Here is an 18,138-nt window from a genome sequence, read left to right on the forward strand (position 1 = left end):
CCAATGGGTCTAACTAGTTATCGCCAACGTCTGCGCCTGTTTCCAGGGTTCTGAACTCCATCTGCAGTGCTTTTATCTTTACCTCGGTATCGGTGGGGATATTCCCGGTGATCTCACTTTTGCGCTGGTTCAGGTTGTTCATCACCATCTTGGCCATTTCCCAGTCATGGTCGTTCCAATTGCTTTTTTGGGCCCGCACGTTTTCCATAAAGGTAATGTAGGCGTCGCGTACGTTGTTCTCGTTTATCGTGGCCATATCGGCCCAACGCCCCAACAGGTTACGCTCCCACTCACTCTCCATACCCTGGCTGTTGTGGTGCATGTACTCTTTGTCAGCGTCATTGAATTTTTGCTTCAACTGCTGATACTCCTGTTTTACCTCAGCCGAAAAATTGTTCTGTTTCTGATCCAGTTCGCTGGTGCGCTGGCTAAAATCCTGCTTAGCCTGTTTCCAGTCCGCTTCTGTTTTATTCGCAATGCTGGATGTGGTGTTATTTACCCAGCTTCTAAAATCGGCTAACTCATCCTCCATACCGGATTCGGCTTCCTTCATGCCCGAGCATGCGCCCAGCAGGGTCAGCAAAAACAGTAAGCTTAGCCATAGCGTTGTATTCTTTTTCATAGTGTCATGCGTTTGGTTTGTATAGGCATAGATACGTGCGCTTTAAAAATTAGATATTTAATGCAAACTGGCCAGCATAAACAAGCCAGCGCGTAAATTCCCAGAAAAAAGAACTAAGCAGGCAAACCAGCGTATGTAATTGTATGTAAATAGTTTGCATACATAAACCTGCCACCCTACTTTCACCCTTCAACTGGATTTGATATAAAACCGTAATAGCCTATACTACGAGTATGCCGGAGAGGGCACAAGTGTAGTGTAGGCTATATTTTTGTTTCCAGCCATTATTGCCCCTCCATATTAAGGCCCACACAGTGTTACAAACCGGTACGGGAAACCGTATAGGCTACATAAAAGTACCACATGGAAAATAAAGCCCTGTTTATGCGCGAAGCGGTGCTGCTTTCAATCATCAAAATGACGGAAGGATTCGGGGGGCCTTTTGGTGCAGTGATCGTGTTCCGGGGCGAGATTATTGCCCGAGGTTTTAACCAGGTGCCCCATTCCATGGACCCGACAGCCCACGCTGAAATAATGGCCATTCGAGCGGCCTGTGCTACACTTAAGACAGTTCAGTTGGAAGGCTGTGAGCTGTATTCCAGTTGCGAGCCCTGCCCCATGTGCCTGGGGGCCATCTATTGGGCCAAACTGAGCAAAGTATACTATGCAAACACCCGTTACGATGCTGCAGCAGCAGGTTTCGAAGATGCCATGCTCTACCAGGAAATTCAACGCCCGACTTCTGAACGGCTTATCCCGATGCAACAAATACCGGACAGCAAGGCCATAGACGCCTTAAAGGCCTGGCAGGTGCTGGAAAATAATATAATTTAGGGCGCATTCCTTTTGCTGCAGAAAATACGCCACTGTATATTGCACAAATAATAACCGTGGTTTTCTTTAAAACAGCAACACCGCGTTTTTTCGCGCTTTCCAGTTAAACTCCCCATGAAACTTTTACCCAGGATTTACCTCGCGTTCGGGTCTATACTACTGGTTTTTGTCTTCGTTACGATTTCGTACCTGGAGCAGTCCGAGAATGTAGCCTCAGACATTAAGCAGGCACTCCGTGCCGCCGAGACCATGCGCCTGGCTGAAAGCACAGAGAAGGCGATCATTGAGACACAGACCGGTTTAAGGGGCTTCCAGATCTCCGATGACGAGAACTTTCTGGCTCCCTACGAAAACGGAATCAAGACATACGGGCTTTTAAGAGCAGAGATGTTAACCCTCGTGAGCGACCAGGCGCAAGTCAGCCGCATTCAGGCCATCGACTCGACCTATCACAGATGGCAAACCACTTTTGCCGAACCGGCTATTGCCTTACAAAAGGCCGCCCTTAAATCACCTGATCAGGTGGCTGCCTTCGAGGACTTCAGGATTAACAAGATACGGACAGGGGCCGGTAAGAAAATGATGGACAGCATCCGGCAACAGTTCATCGCGTTCCGGACAGCAGAGCAGATCAGCCGGGACAACAGCTACTCGACCCTGCAGCGCAGCACCCGTTTTACCGATAAGTTGGCCATTATTCTCACCACGATATGTGTGGTGATCGGCATAATTGTCGTGTATTTTCTGGCGAAAGCTATCAGGGTGCGATTAAAGGAGATCGTTAAAATGGCTGATGCAGTCGCGTTAGGGCACTTCGACACCCAACTCATAGATCTTAAAAACGACGAGATCAGCCAGGTTTCCCACTCGCTGAACGTAATGGCAAAGCGCTTGGACGATAGTTTTGCCACACTTCAGAAAACGAACAAAGCGCTGGACCAGTTTGCCTATGTGGTGTCGCACGACCTGAAGGCGCCTTTGCGTGCAATCTTCAGCCTGGCCGAGTGGATTGAGGAAGACCTGCCGGACCTGGACCCTGATGTGCAGCGAAACTTACAGTTAATGCGAGGCCGTGTTTTCCGGATGGAAAACCTGATCAATGGCATACTGGATTACTCGCGCATCGGCAGAAATGACATACCTAAAACCACTTTCTCCACAGCACAATTGGTTAATGAAATCCTTGATTCCCTTTCGCCTGGGAAACAGGTAACCGTGCATACCAGCCGAAGCTTGCCTGAGATCACCACCGAGAAAATACTGTTGCAACAGGTGCTCACCAACCTGATCGGCAATGCCATTAAGTATAACGACAAACCAGAGCCTGTTATTAACATAGGATGCAAGGCCGTGGTCGGAGGATTCGAGTTTAGGGTAAAAGACAACGGGCCGGGCATACCGAAGGAATATCATCAGAAAGTATTTGGTATTTTTCAGACCATGGAAGCACGCGACACCCGGGAAAGCACGGGCATCGGGCTGGCCATTGTTAAAAAGATATTGGAGGAAACCGGCGGCAACATACGCATTGAGTCAGAAGCAGGGCTTGGCACCAGCTTTATCTTTTTCTGGCCCTATTCAGAAGCTATTCCGTCCTCGGAAAGTATACAGCAGGTAGCCTATAGCGCTTAAGCAAAGAAAAATGGAATCTACGCAGCATTACAAGCAACAGGTAGCAGAGTTACAGAACGACATGGAGGAGTTTGCCTACATCGTGTCCCATGATCTGAAAGCACCGGTACGCGCCATTACAAACCTATCGAGTTGGATAGAGGAGGATCTGGGCGATGAAATATCGGAAGACGTGCAGCACAACATGCTTCTTCTCCGCAGCAGGGCAAAGCGCATGGAAGGTATGATCGAGGCCTTGCTCACCTACTCGCGCGTATCAAGGCACCACACTGAAACAGCCCCTGCCGATGTGAAAGCGATGGTGCAGCAGGTTGCAATTCCCTTTGACGGCCAACTGGATTTACAGCTCCCGACCCCCTTACCCGTGTTTCATACTTATGCTGCCAAACTAAAGCAGGTTTTTGATATCCTGTTTGCCAACGTTAGCGCCTTCAGCGACAAAACACCGGCAGAAGTACTGGTCAGCTGCACAGAAACGGAAAATGACCTGTATGAATTTGAGGTGACCGACAACGGGGTTGGCGTTCCAGAGGAGGCTTTGGAGAAGATCTTTAAATTATTTTACACGGTTTCCCCAAAAGATACCGTTGATACCAAAGGTGCTGGGTTAGCTATTGCGAAAAAAATTGTGAATTTTGCAGGAGGAACGATACGCGCTGAATCCAATCACCTTGGAAATGGACTTACCATACGTTTTACATGGCCTAAATCTATTTAACTGAATTATTTAAATGACTGAAAAATTGGTAAATGTCCTCCTTGTTGAAGACGATGAGGTTGATGTTATGAATGTGCAGCGCGCATTTAAGAAGAACAGTATTAAAAACCCCCTTTTTATAGCCCGTAACGGCTTAGAGGCCCTGGATATGCTTCGCACAGAGCTGGTGCCTTTCCCACACATCATCATTCTGGACCTGAACATGCCCAAGATGAACGGCATTGAGTTTCTGAAAGAGCTGCGGGCTGATGACCGCTTCAAAAGTGCCAGCGTTTTCGTAATGACCACCTCCAACGAGGACAGCGATAAGATTAACGCTTATAATTTTAACGTGGCCGGTTACATCCTCAAGCCGCTGTCTTTCGAGAAATTCATTTCCTCGGTAGCAACCCTCGACAGTTACTGGAAACTGTGCGAACGTCCTTAAGCCTCCTGCCTCTCCTCTGAAAACCGACTTGATCTGATGATGTTTAACAGGCGCTAGCAGCGCCTACATGAAAGATTGATCGTGCCCACTTATATAGATATTGCGGAAAAATCAGCCAAAGATCTTCTGATCCTGATCATAGACGACGACGAAGTAGACCAGATGACCATCCGGCGTTCTCTACAGAAATCGAATCTGAAAGCAACCGTATGCACGGCTAAAACAGCCAGGGAGGGACTGCAACTGCTGCAGGAAAAAACGTTTGATTGCATTTTCGTAGATTTTAAGCTACCCGACATGGATGGACTGGAACTCATGGCTGAACTGGACAGGATCCATGTGCAGGCCCCCGTCCTGATTGTGACCTCTCATGGCGATGAACGCATTGCAGCCCAGGCCATCCGTTTAGGTGCCGCCGACTACATTCCTAAAAGTCTGCTGACCCCAGAAGGCGTTTCCCACAGCATACGCAATGCGCTCCGCCTGAAGGAGGCAAAGGACGAGCGCCAGCGCGCGGAGGAGAAACTCCGCTACACACAGAATCAACTTGACCTGGTTATTTCCAATTCCCCGATGGCTTTCTGGAATGTGAATCATGACGGCGTTTTTCAGTTTGCCCGTGGGATGGCTTACGAGCGGATAGGCGTCGACCCGGTTACGATCATCGGGAAGTCCATTCAGGAGGTTTTTTATAGAATGCCCCGCATACTGGCCCGCTTTCAGAAAGCGCTGAAGGGGGAAGTAGTACAGTCAGTAGATGAGTCGAATGGCTACTATTTTAAGTCATATTACATGCCTTTGCGCGGTGAGAAAGACGAGGTAAAAGGTGTTACCGGCTTTGCCATTGATATTACCGACCGAATCAAAAATGAACAGGAACTGGTAAAGGCAAAAGATATTGCCGAGAATTCTGTACGGGTAAAAGAGCAGTTTCTGGCCAACATCAGCCATGAAATCCGAACCCCCATGAATGGCATTATTGGCTTAACCCATGTGCTGCAAAAAACAAACCTGGGTTCCGAACAACAGAAATACCTCGGCGCCATTCAGAAATCGGCGGATAACCTGATGCACATCATCAACGACCTGCTGGATTTCTCTAAAATGACGGCACACCAATTCACCTTCGAGGAAGTGGGCTTTAGCTTGGAGGAACAGATTAACGATGTGGTGGAACTGATGGAATCCAAGGCAAGTGAGCGCGGCAATATCCTGTCGGCCATGCTCGATCCACGTATTCCAGGCAAAATACTGGGCGACCCTTTGCGACTTCGCCAGGTTTTTCTGAACCTGATCGGGAACGCTGCAAAATTTACTGAAAACGGGGAAATAAAGGTGTCGGCAACTTTGCTCAGAGAACAGGAGCAGGAAATTTTCATTGAATTTACAGTAGAGGACACAGGCATTGGTATTGCCCCGGAAAAGTTAAACACTGTATTCGAAAGCTTTAACCAAGGCAGTAATGACACTACCCGAAAGTACGGCGGTACCGGGCTGGGTTTGACCATTTCTAAAAATATTATTGAGATGCAGGGCGGCAACCTTTCCGTTCGAAGTCAGCTGATGGTAGGCAGTGCCTTCACGTTTTCATTGCCTTTCCGGAGGATCATAAAAATTGAACCGGCAGAAACGACCAAAGAAACTCTGTCTGCTACGCCAGCGTTACCCACAGCCAGCCTGAAAGGTTTAAATGTGCTGCTAGCCGAGGACAACGAGATTAACCAACTCCTGATCAAAACCGTTCTGGCTAACTGGCAACTCAATTTGGATATTGTTTTCAACGGTGTGGAGGCACTAAATCAATTCCAGGTTGTTCCTTACGACCTGGTTCTGATGGACATGCAAATGCCGGAGATGGACGGGTTTGAGGCCATTAAAAGGATCAGGGCATCCGGTAACGATAACGCGCAAATACCCATTATCGCGCTCACAGCGCATGCTTCTGAAGAGGAAGTGGCAAAATGTCTCGCCGCCGGGGCAGACGCCTATGTGTCGAAACCCTTTGAACAGGGAACACTCTTTCAAACCATCTATACTTTAACTAGTAATTACAGGCAGGAAGCCGCCACTGTAGACTTGAAAACGCTGGAGCAAATGGCTGGCACGAACACTGCTTTCATGGGCGAAATTCTGTCTATGTATATCGAAAGCATCCCTGAATCCATTAAAAGCTTATATGATCTGACAGAAACCGGGGACCTCGTAAACCTAAAGCACCACTTGGCGGAGTTTTATGATAGCATCACTGTAATAGCAGCCCAACCTTTGCAAGCCAGTATTCAGGAAATGCTGTGTGCCATTCAGGTTCCCGACTTGGCTCAGCTTCAGCAATTAGCAAAGCACATCCTGTTTCAAGGAACCGAAACCGTGGCCCTGTTAAAGGGAGCCTACCAGAAAGCACAGCTCTAGCACCTACTTGATTACTAAAAATGAAAAGGGGCCATACTTTAAAAAGTATGGCCCCTTTTCATTTTTGTGTGTTGTTCGTTCTAGCGCTTCATCATGTTAGCCAGGTTGCTCAGGCCGCCGCGTTTTCCAGACATTTTGTTCATCGAGCGCATCATTTTGCGCATGTCGTTAAACTGCTTCATCAGGTTATTCACCTGCTGTACGTCCGTACCGCTGCCTTTGGCAATGCGGGCCCGGCGGCTGCCGCTGATCATGTCGGGGTTTTCGCGCTCCGCCGGTGTCATCGATTTTATGATCGCCTCGATTGGCTTGAAGGCATTGTCGTCAATCTCCACATCCTTCAGGGCCTTGCCAACACCCGGGATCATGCCCACCAGGTCTTTGATGTCACCCATTTTCTTGATCTGCTCCAGCTGTGTCAGGAAGTCGTCGAAGTTGAACTGGTTCTTGCGGATCTTTTTGTTGATCCGCTTCGCCTCGTCTTCGTCGAAGGCCTGCTGCGCACGCTCAACCAGGGAGATCACGTCGCCCATGCCCAGGATACGCTGCGCCATACGATCCGGGTAGAACAGGTCCAGCGCCTCCATTTTCTCGCCAGTCGATATAAACTTGATGGGCTTCTCTACTACCGCACGGATAGAAAGGGCCGCGCCACCACGCGAGTCACCATCCAGCTTGGTCAGCACCACGCCGTCGAAGTTAATGCGCTCGTTAAAGGTCTTGGCTGTATTCACCGCATCCTGGCCTGTCATGGAATCCACCACGAACAGGGTCTCGGTGGGCTTCACGGCAGCCTTAATCTCGGCTATTTCCTTCATCATTGCCTCGTCTACGGCCAGGCGGCCGGCGGTGTCAATGATAACTACTTTCTTATTGGTTTTTTTAGCGTGGGCGATAGCATTGAGGGCAATCTGCACCGGGTTCTTGTTATCCAGTTCTGTATAGGCCTCTACACCCACCTGCTCTGCCAGCACCTGTAGCTGATTGATCGCAGCCGGCCGGTACACGTCGCAGGCAGCCACCAACACGTTGCGGCCCTGCTTTTTAACATGGTGCGCCAGTTTACCGGTAAAGGTTGTTTTACCCGAGCCCTGCAAGCCTGCGATCAGGATAATCGCCGGATCGCCCTTTAGGTTTATCTCCTGCTTCTCGCCACCCATCAGCTCGGTGAGCTCTTCGTGCATGATCTTCACCATCAACTGCCCCGGCGAAACAGCCAGAAGCACATCGCGGCCTAATGCCTCTTCTTTTACCTTATCGGTAACAGTTTTGGCAACTTTATAGTTAACGTCGGCATCAACCAGGGCACGGCGTACCTCTTTGATTGTTTGCGCAACGTTGATCTCTGTAATGCTTCCCTGGCCTTTAAGGGTCTTAAAGGCCTGTTCTAATTTGTTACTTAAATTATCAAACATCGCTTTCTCTGGATTTACCTACAAAAATAAGGAATATACTTTTGATTTACGAATAGGATACGTGCTTTTTGCTTTCCTGCAAACAGATGTCCACCCCCTGAAATTCCTTGACTGATTTCAGGCTCACCGCGCATCATCATTTAAACAGCATTGGCTGCATAACGTAAGAAAAGCTTTATATTTGATTTGAACGAAATACCTGCGCACTTTGGAAAAAACGGATACAACCGACCTCTTATACATATCTTATTACTGGCCACCCTCCGGGGGGCCGGGCGTGCAGCGCGGACTCAAGTTCTGTAAATACCTGCCGCAGTTCGGGGTACAGCCCACTGTGCTCACCGTGGACGAAAAGCAGGCTTCCTATGCCCTGCTCGATCCCACCTTTTCCAAAGAAGTGCCAAATGGGCTGACTGTATACCGCACGGCAACCTCTGAGCCCTTTGAGTATTACAAAAAACTATCAGGTAAAAAGGAGATCCCCTATAGCGGCTTTGCCAACCAGCAGTCCAAGGAGTCCCTGCTCGATAAAGTCTTCAAGTTTGTGCGCGGCAACCTTTTTATCCCCGATGCCCGCGTGGGCTGGAACAAACACGCCATTAAAAAAGCAACCGAGCTGTTGAAAGGCGACACGTTTAAAGCCATCCTCACCACAAGTCCGCCGCACTCCACACAACTGATCGGCCTGAAGCTGAAGAAAAAGTATAACCTGCCCTGGGTAGCCGACCTCCGCGACCCCTGGACCAACATTCATTACTACGATCAGCTCTACCACACCACCCTGGCCAAGCGCCTCGACGCTAGGTATGAACTGCAGGTGCTGCAGCAGGCCGATGCCATACTGGTTACCAGCGATGACACCAAGCGCCTGTTCCTGAACAAGCCCCTCCACCTTGATGCTGACAAGATCCACGTAATCCCGAACGGGTACGACGCGGATGATTTCCGTCTGCCTTCCAACCCTCCCTCCGACACGTTCCTGATTACCTACACCGGCACCATCACCGAAAGCTATAACATAGATGTTTTTCTGAAAGTGCTGGCCCACCTGTTATCCGTGCATAATGATATAAAGTATAAACTTCGTTTTGTCGGTAAGGTATCGGAGGGTGTAAAGCAGCGGATTGAGAAAGCGGGGGTTTTGGGAATTACGGAGTATGTGCCGTATGTGCCGCACGAGGAGGCGATAAAGTACCTGATGGAGAGCACAGTGCTGTTGCTGGCCATTGCTGATGTGGAAGCCCTGTTTGCCAACGTGCCCGGAAAACTCTTCGAGTACCTGGCCTCAAACAAACCCATCATTTGCCTGGGCCCGGTGCATTCCGATGCCGATCGGATCATTGACGAGTGCGGCGCCGGGCGCCTGTTCCATTATACCGCCTACGACCTGATGCTGGACCACATGACGCAGCTCAGCAAATCCTGGAAAATCAACCCCAGCCTCGACCTGCCGTACATCAACCACTCGCGTTTTTCCAGGCAGGAACTGACCGGCAAATTAGCGGAGGTGATCAAGGAACTGGTAGCAAAACACGCGAAAGCGACAAGCTGAGTTAAACCTTACAGCAGCTGCGCAATTTTTTGGGCACTCTCCCGGTTTGTGTACAAATGGCCAAGCGCTTGTTGCCTTTGCTCGTTAGCCTGCTCACTAAACGGCACCTTGTATAGTTCAGTGATCGCTTCGATCATTTGATCCGGTGTGCTGGCTACGCGACACAGGTGTTCTAAACCGGAATTGGCCACCATGCTGTTATTCACGACACAGTGCCTGCCCTGCATCAGGGCATTGATCAGCTTCAGTTTAATGCCCGTTGCCTGGAAAGTTATCAGCACATTTATTTGCGCATTGGCGATGTAAGCAGCCATTTCCTCGTCTGATGGGTTAGCTATTACCTGTATGTTTTGATGCAGGGCTACTTTTTTTAATAATCCCGGCCCGGGGTTTTTACCGGCAATCAGTACGGGCAGCGCTATTTTGCTGAACACATGCTCTATTAAATAATGTACTGCCCTGATATTCTCGCTGACAGAAAGGTTGCCATGGTACAAAACACCCTGCCCTCTTGCAGGAAGGTTTAGCGTGCGTAACTCGGAATAAAAGGCAGGCAGGTAAGTGGTGGTGCCGTAACGCTGAAAATAGGACCGCTCACTTAACGAGATGGGGAAGATATGGTCTGCTGCCTGCAGCACTTTTTCATATTTTTTTAACTTAACAGCCTCCAGTGCAAAAAACGCCTTTTTAAAAAGGTTAGATTCCGCCTTACATAAATTCCAGTAGTAATTATGCTCTATGTTGTGCGTGCGCACAAATTTAAGGCGCTCATTTAGTCGTCTGTCGGTCAGCAACAAAGTCGTATGCAGCCCCTCGAACAGGATCGGGTGCCTGTCCAGCAGCAAATTCTTAAGCAGTTCCGCTCCTGTGCGGGAGGTTACAATGTATGGTTGTAGGCTCAGGAGGTGCCGGGGGTGCGTTTCTCTTTTATAATAGGTTACGGTGGTACAGTGCGCTGCAAGCGCGGAGGTACGCTCCCTTCCATATTCAAAGCAATGCAGATGAATGCTGATTCCCAGCTCGTGCAGGGCTTTCAGCTTGTAGAAAACATCAATCACACCTCCATAATTGGCCGGGTAGGGAATGTCAAAAGCAATGATATGAATATGTTTCACACTAAAACCTCTATAACCTGAACAGTCTCTGCCAGGGTGCCACTTTGTTTGGGGTATAAGTTACGTATTAAAATCCTTGCTGCCTGTATGCAGGGGCCGTTTTAATGGTTCCATAACGTATTATCCTCCTTTATTATAAAAACTTACCTTACACAAGACCTCTTACCCCGGGTTCGGTAGCATTGGTGAAACATACTAAATAGAAGCCAATGCAGGTATCTTCCGTTTGACCATAAAAAAGTCTTCCACAATCCGGGCTGCATCTTGTGGCGAAAAAAACTAAATTGCAACAGAATGGGTGAAGCAATGCACCTGTCATCAAAATGGATAAAATTTCAGAATGGCATTAGACCTGAACAACAAGGCTATCTTGATTACGGGCGGCACCGGCTCGTTTGGTAAAAAATTCGTGGAAATGGTGTATGCCCGTTTCCCTGACGTGAAGCGCGTGGTGATTTACTCCCGCGATGAACTCAAGCAGTTTGAGATGTCGCAGCTTTTCCCCCACAGCAAGTATAACTCCATCCGCTACTTTATAGGCGATGTGCGGGATGGGGATCGCTTTAAGCGCGCCTGCGAGGGAATAGACATTATTGTGCACGCCGCCGCCCTGAAACAGGTGCCTGCCGCTGAATACAACCCCATGGAATGCATTAAGACCAATATCCTTGGTGCTGAGAACGTGATCAATGCAGCCCTTGACTGCGGTGTGAAAGAGGTAGTGGCCCTATCCACGGACAAAGCAGCTGCACCCATCAACCTGTACGGTGCCACAAAGTTGTGCTCTGACAAGCTTTTTGTTGCAGCGAATAACATGAAAGGAAAGCGCGATATCCGTTTCTCGGTGGTGCGCTATGGCAACGTGATCGGCTCGCGGGGCTCCGTGGTGCCCTTCTTTCTGAAAAAACGCACAGAGGGAGTGCTTCCGATCACGCACCCGGACATGACCCGTTTCAATATTTCGCTGGAGGAAGGTGTGGAACTGGTTTTCCATGCGCTGGAGCATCATTGGGGCGGCGAGATCTTCGTTCCGAAAATACCCTCTTACCGGATCACCGATGTGGCCGAGGCCATCGGTCCTGACTGTGAGCAGGAGATTGTAGGCATCCGCCCGGGAGAGAAGCTGCATGAGGAGATGATCACCGAGACAGACTCTTTGAATACAGTAGAACTGGATAAATACTACGTAATTCTGCCATCCACCCCACTCTGGACGCCCGAGGATTTTATGAAAGCGCACAAGGGTAAAATGACACCACTCGGGTTCAAGTACAACTCCGGCACCAATACCGAGTGGCTCTCCGTAAAACAGCTAAGGGAGCAGATTCGCGAGCATGTAGACCCAAATTTTACCGTTTAAGCTGCATACTTTAAGAAAAGGTTAAAAGATATTCAGGTTTAAAGATATTAACGCGTGAACCAGCATACAGAAACCAGTAACCGAAAGCCCATCCCCTACGGCAGGCAGAACATCACGGAGTCGGACATTGCGGCGGTGGTGGAAACTTTGCAGTCGGACTTCCTGACGCAGGGCCCGCGGGTGGGCGAGTTCGAGCGGGCCTTTGCCGACTACGTGGGCGCCCGCTACGCCGTGGCCTGCGCCAACGGCACGGCCGCCCTGCACCTGTGCACGCTGGCCCTGGGCGTGAGCGAGGGGAGCCGGGTGATCACCACCCCCATCACCTTCGTGGCCTCGGCCAACTGCGTGCGCTACTGCGGCGGTGAGGTTGCCTTCAGCGATGTTGATCCCGAAACGGCCCTGCTGGACATCGGCAAGGTGCGACAGCTGCTGGAGAGCAAGCCCAGGGGCTATTACGCAGGCCTGATCCCCGTGGACTTCGCCGGCAACCCGGTGAACCTGGAGGCTTTCCGGGAGCTGGCCGATGAGCACGGCCTGTGGATCATCGAGGATGCCTGCCACGCCCCCGGCGGCTATTTTATTGACAGCCAGGGCGAGAAGCAGCACTGCGGCAACGGCAAGTTTGCCGACCTAGCTATCTTCTCCTTCCACCCCGTCAAGCACATCGCCACGGGCGAGGGCGGCATGGTGACCACCAACGACGAGCGGCTCTACAAAGAGCTGCTGAGGCTGCGCACCCACGGCATCACGCGCGACCCGCAGGAAATGGAGGAGCAGCACGGCGGCTGGTACATGGAGATGCAGGAGCTGGGCTACAACTACCGCATTCCCGACATGCTCTGCGCACTGGGCCTCTCGCAGCTCAACAGGGCCGAAGCCGGCCTGGCCCGCCGCAGGGGAATCGCCCGGGTGTACGACAAGGCCTTTGAGAGCATGAAAGGGATCGGGCTGCTCAAGACAACACCCGCCGCGCTGGGTACGGACGATGAGACAGGCCACGCCTACCACCTCTACGTGATCCGGGTACAGGACCGCAAAGGGCTCTACGACTTTTTGCGGGAGCACCAAATCTTTGCGCAGGTGCACTACATCCCGGCCCACCAGATGCCCTACTACCGGGGACTGGGCTACAGGAAAGGAGATTTTCCTGAAGCGGAGCATTACTACGCCGGCTGCCTGAGCCTGCCGATGTACCCCACGCTCACGCAGGAGGAGCAGGAGTTTGTGATCGGGAAGGTGAAGGAGTTCGTGGGCGCGTGAAAAGCATCGCCATCATACCGGCCCGCGGGGGCAGCAAGCGCATCCCGCGCAAGAACATCAAAAACTTCCTGGGCAGGCCTATTCTTGCCTACTCCATCGAGGCGGCCCTGCAGTCTGGGCTGTTCGAGGAGGTGATGGTCTCCACGGACGATGTGGAAATTGCTGAGGTGGCCCGGCACTACGGGGCGCAAGTGCCCTTTTTCCGTTCACAGGGAACCGCTGACGATTTTGCCACCACGGCGGCCGTGCTGCGTGAGGTGCTGCAAAATTATGCTGCCCAAGGCAGGACATTTGAGTGTGCCTGCTGCCTCTACCCCACTGCCCCCTTTGTGACGGGCACGGTGCTGTCAGAAGCCTATGGCAAGCTCACGGCCGGCGACTTGGACTCCGTTTTCCCGGTGGTCAGGTACTCCTACCCCATCTGGCGCAGCCTGAAGCTGGAGGATGGCCGGGTGCGCATGAACTGGCCCGAGCACCTGGAGAGCCGCTCTCAGGACCTGCCGGCGGCCTATCACGATGCCGGCCAGTTCTATTGGTTCCGGGTAGGTCGTTTCCTGGAGAGCGGCAAGCTGTTCGCCGACAGGTCGGGGGCCCTGGAGCGCAGTGAGCTGCAGGTGCAGGACATCGACTCCGAGACGGACTGGCAACTGGCCGAGCTAAAGTATAAACTAGTGCACAGACTTGACTGAGACATTTCCACATAAGGGCGACCAGCGGCAGCGCATCCTCTTCCGCGCCGACGGCAACGGCCGCATCGGGCTGGGGCACGTGGTGCGCTCACTGGCCCTGGCGCAGATGCTGCGCCATGACTTCGAGTGCGTGTTCGCCATCCAATCCCCCATCCCGGAGCTGCTGGAGCAGCTCAAGGGCATCTGCGACGGCGTGATCACGCTCCCTGCCTGCACGCCCGACGAGGAGAGATTCCTGCATGAGCTGGACGCCTACATCGCCCCGGACGTGCTGGTGGTGCTCGACGGCTACCACTTCGGCACGGCCTACCAGCATAAGATCAAAGGCAAAGGCTGTTCCCTGCTTTTTATAGATGACATCCACGCGTTTCCCTTCGTGGCGGATGCGGTGCTCAACCAAGCCGGAGGCATGGACGCTGACGTGTACGAGACGGCGCCGTACACCCGGCTGCTGCTGGGGCCGCAGTATGCGCTGCTGCGCCCCCCCTTCCTGCAGGCGGCCAGGGAGCACAGGCCGCTTCCGGCAGGGGAAACGCGCGTTTTCCTGAACCTGGGCGGGGCCGACCCGCAGAACCGCACGCTGCAGATTGCCCAGAACCTGGAAACCAGCGACAAGGCTTGCAAGGTGGAGCTGGTGGTAGGGAGCGCTTACCGGCACCTGCCTGCGCTACAGGAGTGGATTCGGGACAAACCCGCCTACAGGCTCCACCAGAACCTGGACGCAGAAGCCATGTGCCGGCTCATGAGAAGCTGCGCCGTGGCCATCACTTCGGCAAGTGGCGTGGCCTACGAGTACGCCGCGGTGGGCGGCCTGCTCTTCGTGCTGCAGACAGCCCAGAACCAGGCGGGGCTATATCGTTTCCTGACCAGCACGGGCCTGGCCAAAGCGTATGACAGGCTGCCCCAAGAGCCAAGCCGGAATTTGGCCGCTTCTTATCAGCAAGCAGTGGGCTTGCAGCGCCAGTTCTTTGACGGAAAGTCAGACGAGCGGCTACGGGAGGTGTTCCAGGGACTGGCGCTGAAAAGTAGTGTTAAAGTCCGCGAGGTAACCCCTGAAGACCTGCTGCTGCTCTTCGGCTGGGCCAACGACCCGGAGGTGCGCAAGCAATCTTTCAACCCGAACCCGATCCTGCTCGAGAGCCACACCCGCTGGCTGAAGTCTAAGCTGGAAGATGAACGTGCAAAGCTGTTTATTGCTGAGGCCAACGGGGTGCCCCTGGCCCATATCCGCTTCGAGCTGGAGAACGGGAAGGCGACCCTGAGTTACCTGATTGGCCCTGCCTTCCGGGGCCGGGGCCTGGGGCACGTGGTGCTACAAAAGGGCGTGGCCGCATTATTGCGGCACCGGCCTGAGGTGAGGCTGGTGGAGGGACTGGTACAGAAAGAGAACCAGGCCTCCGTCAGGGCATTTGAGAAAGCGGGCTTCAGCCGCGGCATGCCGGACCCACAATATCCCAAGGCGTATTGCTTTATTTTGAAGGAGCCCCAGAAACAGTAAGTTAGAGAGAGAAAAAAAATGATCAACGATATTAACATCGCCGGCCGCCTGGTCGGCCCATCGCACAGACCCTTCATCATCGCCGAGGTGTCGGGCAACCACAACCAGTCGCTGGAGCGGGCACTGCAGATCGTGGACGCGGCCGCCGACGCCGGCGCGGACGCCCTCAAGCTGCAGACCTACACGGCCGACACCATGACCCTGCCAGGCGCCTTTACCATCGCCGATGAGGGCTCGCTGTGGCAGGGCCGTGAGCTGCATGACCTCTACAAAGAAGCCTACACCCCCTGGGATTGGCACCAGCCGCTCTTCGAGCGGGCCAGGGAGCGGGGCATGATCGCCTTCTCCTCCCCCTTCGATGAGTCGGCGGTGGATTTTTTGGAGGAGCTCGGGGCGCCGGTGTACAAGATCGCCTCCTTCGAGAACACCGACCACCCGCTGCTGCGCAAGGTAGCTGCCACGGGCAAACCGGTGATCATGAGCACGGGGGCCGCCACACTTTCAGAGCTCGATGAGGCTGTGAAGGTGCTGCGCGGGGCGGGGTGCAGAGAGCTTGTACTTTTAAAGTGCACCAGCACTTACCCGGCCACCCCGGAGAACACCAACCTCCGGACCATCCCCCACATGCGCGAGCTGTTCGGGGTGCAGGTGGGTCTCTCGGACCACACCATGGGTCTGGGTGCCGCCGTGGCCGCCGTGGCCCTGGGCGCGACGGTCCTGGAGAAGCACTTCACACTGCTCCGGGCTGACGGAGGCGTGGACTCCGCCTTCTCACTGGAACCTGCAGAGCTGCAGGCGCTGGTGACAGAGTCCGGGCGGGCCTGGCAGGCGCTAGGCCGCGTGCAGTACGGGGTGCAGAAGGCAGAGGAGAAGAGCCGCCTCTTTAAAAGGTCAGTCTATGCGGCCCGGGACATCGCGGCCGGAGAGGCGCTGACAAAAGAGAACATCCGTGTCATCCGCCCCGGACTGGGGCTGGCGCCCAAGCACTACGAGCAGCTGCTGGGCAAAGCCGCCCGGCAGGACATCAAGGCCGGAACGCCCCTTACCTGGGACCTGGTGTAACACATGAAGGACTGGTACGCCCTCTATCGTGATATGCTGTATCTGCATTTCTCAGTAGGTTTTTACAAGCTGCCTGAAAGTGCTAAAAACGCTGTATCACCAAACCGCCTGTATATGCGGCTGCTGAAAATGGCTGGTTATACTGTCATACGTCTCTTTGGGAATCTCTTTAAAAGGGTTGAGAACCCGGAGGCCCTGCAGGGGAAAGTATGGCTTTATGTGGTCAGCCAAAACAACGTGGATAGTTTAAACTTTCTACAGGAAAGCTTACCCGATGCCTTGTTTGTTGCTGGCCAAAGCAAAGAGATCGGCAGATACAATGCAGCCGTTGAACGGGTATCGCTGCGCCGCAAAATTCTTTATTATTTTAAGCTTGCCCCTTTATACCTTCAGTTTATAAAGTATCAGCCAAAAAGCACCCGTCGTTTTCCGGACTTGTTGTTTGATGCCATTGGCTTTTATGAGGTTTACTTGCAGAAGTTGAAGCGGTATAAACCTAAAGCTGTTGTATTTTCCAACGATCACAATGCCGATGCCCGGGCCATGCTCTTAGCAGCAAAAAAACTGGGCATCAAGACTATTTACCTGCAGCACGCCAGCGTAAGCCCTATATTTCCACCACTATCCTTTGATCTAAACTTATTGGAAGGACAGGATGCCCTGGATAAGTACAAGTTGTGCGGCCCGATAGCTGGCCGCGTGGAATTGGTGGGCATGCCAAAGGCCGACAGCTTTGCCCCACTTCGAAATCAGCATAAAACAATCAGCCATGTTGGCATAGCCTGTAATCAGCTGGATGCCACCGATGCTGTTGAGCAACTACTTCATAACCTGTCACAGGATTTCCCTGCGTGCACATTTATACTTAGACCTCACCCCCGCGACACCCGAAATTTTGAGAAACTTCTACCTAAGCGGGCTAACATCCTGATCTCAAAAGGTAGCCAGGAATCCTCTTTTGAGTTCCTTCAAAGTATAGATGTATTGGTCAGCGGTACCTCAGGCATACACCTGGAAGCTGTTTTGCTAAATGTCTGGTCAGTTTTTTTTAACATGAATCCGCACGAATCATTAGCAGACTACTACGGGTTTATCAGGCATGGTCTTGTGGAGGCTGCCGACAATTATCCGAAGTTACAATCTATGCTAAGAGAAAGACTACTCGACAAACCCGATGTATATCTTCGGGCCAGTTATTATAATGCAACCATCGGAACAGAATACGATGGAAAAAGTAGTGAACTGGCACTAGGGTATATCAAGCAGTTTGCATCTTTCGCATAGTTTTGATAGCTCATGTTGTATCGAAACTCTCTTCAACCAACGGAATGTGGGTCATGGGTCAACACATCTTCGATAAGCTACCATTACACTCTGACATCATTCGGCCTAAGTGCAGAAAATGACTTTATACTGAAATTTTTAACCACTGAGGAAAATCTAATTGCCTAAGTAAGCGTTATGACGACGGCTGGTCTGCCCTGGGGCAAACCAGCCGGTTAATGCATTCATCATTTAAAAAGTAGCCGTTCTCAACAAACATCA

General features: G+C 52.2%; 15 protein-coding genes. 12 read left to right on the top strand and 3 right to left on the bottom strand.

Annotation, left to right across the window (positions count from 1 at the left end):
* Positions 1 to 13: 13 nt before the first annotated feature.
* Positions 14 to 622, bottom strand: a complete 609-nt coding sequence (locus AC4BAN_RS00125; protein WP_490562324.1) for a hypothetical protein — start codon at positions 620 to 622, stop codon at positions 14 to 16.
* 363 nt (positions 623 to 985) lie between these two features.
* Between AC4BAN_RS00125 and AC4BAN_RS00130 the strand changes: the two genes are divergently transcribed.
* The 5 genes from AC4BAN_RS00130 to AC4BAN_RS00150 all read left to right on the top strand — a co-directional run bounded on the left by AC4BAN_RS00130 (position 986) and on the right by AC4BAN_RS00150 (position 6,642).
* Positions 986 to 1,456 carry a nucleoside deaminase gene (locus AC4BAN_RS00130; protein ID WP_490562325.1) on the top strand — a complete coding sequence of 157 codons (471 nt, stop codon included), beginning with the start codon at positions 986 to 988 and terminating at the stop codon, positions 1,454 to 1,456.
* Between the two features lie 114 nt (positions 1,457 to 1,570).
* Positions 1,571 to 3,088, top strand: coding sequence for a sensor histidine kinase (locus tag AC4BAN_RS00135; protein ID WP_490562326.1), 1,518 nt, complete (start codon positions 1,571 to 1,573; stop codon positions 3,086 to 3,088).
* A gap of 10 nt (positions 3,089 to 3,098) precedes the next feature.
* Positions 3,099 to 3,806 (top strand): sensor histidine kinase, encoded by a 708-nt coding sequence (locus AC4BAN_RS00140; RefSeq protein ID WP_490562327.1) that lies wholly within the window; start codon positions 3,099 to 3,101, stop codon positions 3,804 to 3,806.
* 13 nt (positions 3,807 to 3,819) lie between these two features.
* Complete coding sequence (locus tag AC4BAN_RS00145) at positions 3,820 to 4,233, top strand: response regulator (protein ID WP_490562328.1); 414 nt, start codon at positions 3,820 to 3,822, stop codon at positions 4,231 to 4,233.
* Positions 4,234 to 4,314: 81 nt separating this feature from the next.
* Positions 4,315 to 6,642 carry a response regulator gene (locus tag AC4BAN_RS00150; protein ID WP_490562329.1) on the top strand — a complete coding sequence of 776 codons (2,328 nt, stop codon included), beginning with the start codon at positions 4,315 to 4,317 and terminating at the stop codon, positions 6,640 to 6,642.
* Between the two features lie 80 nt (positions 6,643 to 6,722).
* Here AC4BAN_RS00150 and ffh read toward each other — a convergent pair whose 3' ends face one another.
* Entirely contained in the window at positions 6,723 to 8,057 is a 1,335-nt protein-coding gene (gene ffh / locus AC4BAN_RS00155) for a signal recognition particle protein (RefSeq protein WP_490562330.1), read from the bottom strand.
* 208 nt (positions 8,058 to 8,265) lie between these two features.
* Between ffh and AC4BAN_RS00160 the strand changes: the two genes are divergently transcribed.
* Positions 8,266 to 9,609, top strand: coding sequence for a glycosyltransferase family 4 protein (locus AC4BAN_RS00160; protein WP_490562331.1), 1,344 nt, complete (start codon positions 8,266 to 8,268; stop codon positions 9,607 to 9,609).
* 8 nt (positions 9,610 to 9,617) lie between these two features.
* On the opposite strand, the gene AC4BAN_RS00165 is transcribed toward AC4BAN_RS00160, so the two are convergent.
* Positions 9,618 to 10,724: a glycosyltransferase gene (locus AC4BAN_RS00165; RefSeq protein WP_490562332.1), complete on the bottom strand. Its 1,107-nt coding sequence runs from the start codon at positions 10,722 to 10,724 to the stop codon at positions 9,618 to 9,620.
* Positions 10,725 to 11,064: 340 nt separating this feature from the next.
* On the opposite strand from AC4BAN_RS00165, the gene pseB reads away from it, so the two are divergent.
* Genes pseB through AC4BAN_RS00195 form a run of 6 tightly spaced genes read left to right on the top strand, consistent with a single transcriptional unit; the run spans position 11,065 to position 17,877 of the window.
* The gene (pseB, locus tag AC4BAN_RS00170) at positions 11,065 to 12,084 is read left to right on the top strand and encodes a UDP-N-acetylglucosamine 4,6-dehydratase (inverting) (RefSeq protein WP_490562333.1); all 1,020 of its coding nucleotides are present in this window, start codon (positions 11,065 to 11,067) and stop codon (positions 12,082 to 12,084) included.
* A gap of 54 nt (positions 12,085 to 12,138) precedes the next feature.
* Positions 12,139 to 13,344, top strand: coding sequence for a UDP-4-amino-4,6-dideoxy-N-acetyl-beta-L-altrosamine transaminase (gene pseC / locus AC4BAN_RS00175; RefSeq protein ID WP_490562334.1), 1,206 nt, complete (start codon positions 12,139 to 12,141; stop codon positions 13,342 to 13,344).
* Positions 13,341 to 14,033: a pseudaminic acid cytidylyltransferase gene (pseF, locus tag AC4BAN_RS00180; protein ID WP_490562335.1), complete on the top strand. Its 693-nt coding sequence runs from the start codon at positions 13,341 to 13,343 to the stop codon at positions 14,031 to 14,033. The genes pseC and pseF overlap by 4 nt, the downstream gene beginning before the upstream one ends.
* Positions 14,026 to 15,531, top strand: a complete 1,506-nt coding sequence (gene pseG, locus AC4BAN_RS00185) for a UDP-2,4-diacetamido-2,4,6-trideoxy-beta-L-altropyranose hydrolase (protein ID WP_490562336.1) — start codon at positions 14,026 to 14,028, stop codon at positions 15,529 to 15,531. The genes pseF and pseG overlap by 8 nt, the downstream gene beginning before the upstream one ends.
* Before the next feature lie 18 nt (positions 15,532 to 15,549).
* Entirely contained in the window at positions 15,550 to 16,593 is a 1,044-nt protein-coding gene (pseI, locus tag AC4BAN_RS00190; RefSeq protein WP_490562337.1) for a pseudaminic acid synthase, read from the top strand.
* 3 nt (positions 16,594 to 16,596) lie between these two features.
* Entirely contained in the window at positions 16,597 to 17,877 is a 1,281-nt protein-coding gene (locus AC4BAN_RS00195) for a hypothetical protein (RefSeq protein WP_490562338.1), read from the top strand.
* Positions 17,878 to 18,138 lie beyond the last annotated feature (261 nt).

This window comes from Pontibacter sp. GD13 (genome assembly GCF_058216355.1).

What these genes read in the sequence shown, in the direction of transcription:
- AC4BAN_RS00125 (WP_490562324.1), bottom strand. Translation starts at nt 622, where the DNA reads ATGAAAAAGAATACAACGCTATGGCTAAGCTTACTGTTTTTGCTGACC.
- AC4BAN_RS00130 (WP_490562325.1), top strand. Translation starts at nt 986, where the DNA reads ATGGAAAATAAAGCCCTGTTTATGCGCGAAGCGGTGCTGCTTTCAATC.
- pseB (WP_490562333.1), top strand. Translation starts at nt 11,065, where the DNA reads ATGGCATTAGACCTGAACAACAAGGCTATCTTGATTACGGGCGGCACC.
- pseI (WP_490562337.1), top strand. Translation starts at nt 15,550, where the DNA reads ATGATCAACGATATTAACATCGCCGGCCGCCTGGTCGGCCCATCGCAC.
- AC4BAN_RS00135 (WP_490562326.1), top strand. Translation starts at nt 1,571, where the DNA reads ATGAAACTTTTACCCAGGATTTACCTCGCGTTCGGGTCTATACTACTG.
- AC4BAN_RS00145 (WP_490562328.1), top strand. Translation starts at nt 3,820, where the DNA reads ATGACTGAAAAATTGGTAAATGTCCTCCTTGTTGAAGACGATGAGGTT.
- ffh (WP_490562330.1), bottom strand. Translation starts at nt 8,057, where the DNA reads ATGTTTGATAATTTAAGTAACAAATTAGAACAGGCCTTTAAGACCCTT.
- AC4BAN_RS00195 (WP_490562338.1), top strand. Translation starts at nt 16,597, where the DNA reads ATGAAGGACTGGTACGCCCTCTATCGTGATATGCTGTATCTGCATTTC.
- AC4BAN_RS00140 (WP_490562327.1), top strand. Translation starts at nt 3,099, where the DNA reads ATGGAATCTACGCAGCATTACAAGCAACAGGTAGCAGAGTTACAGAAC.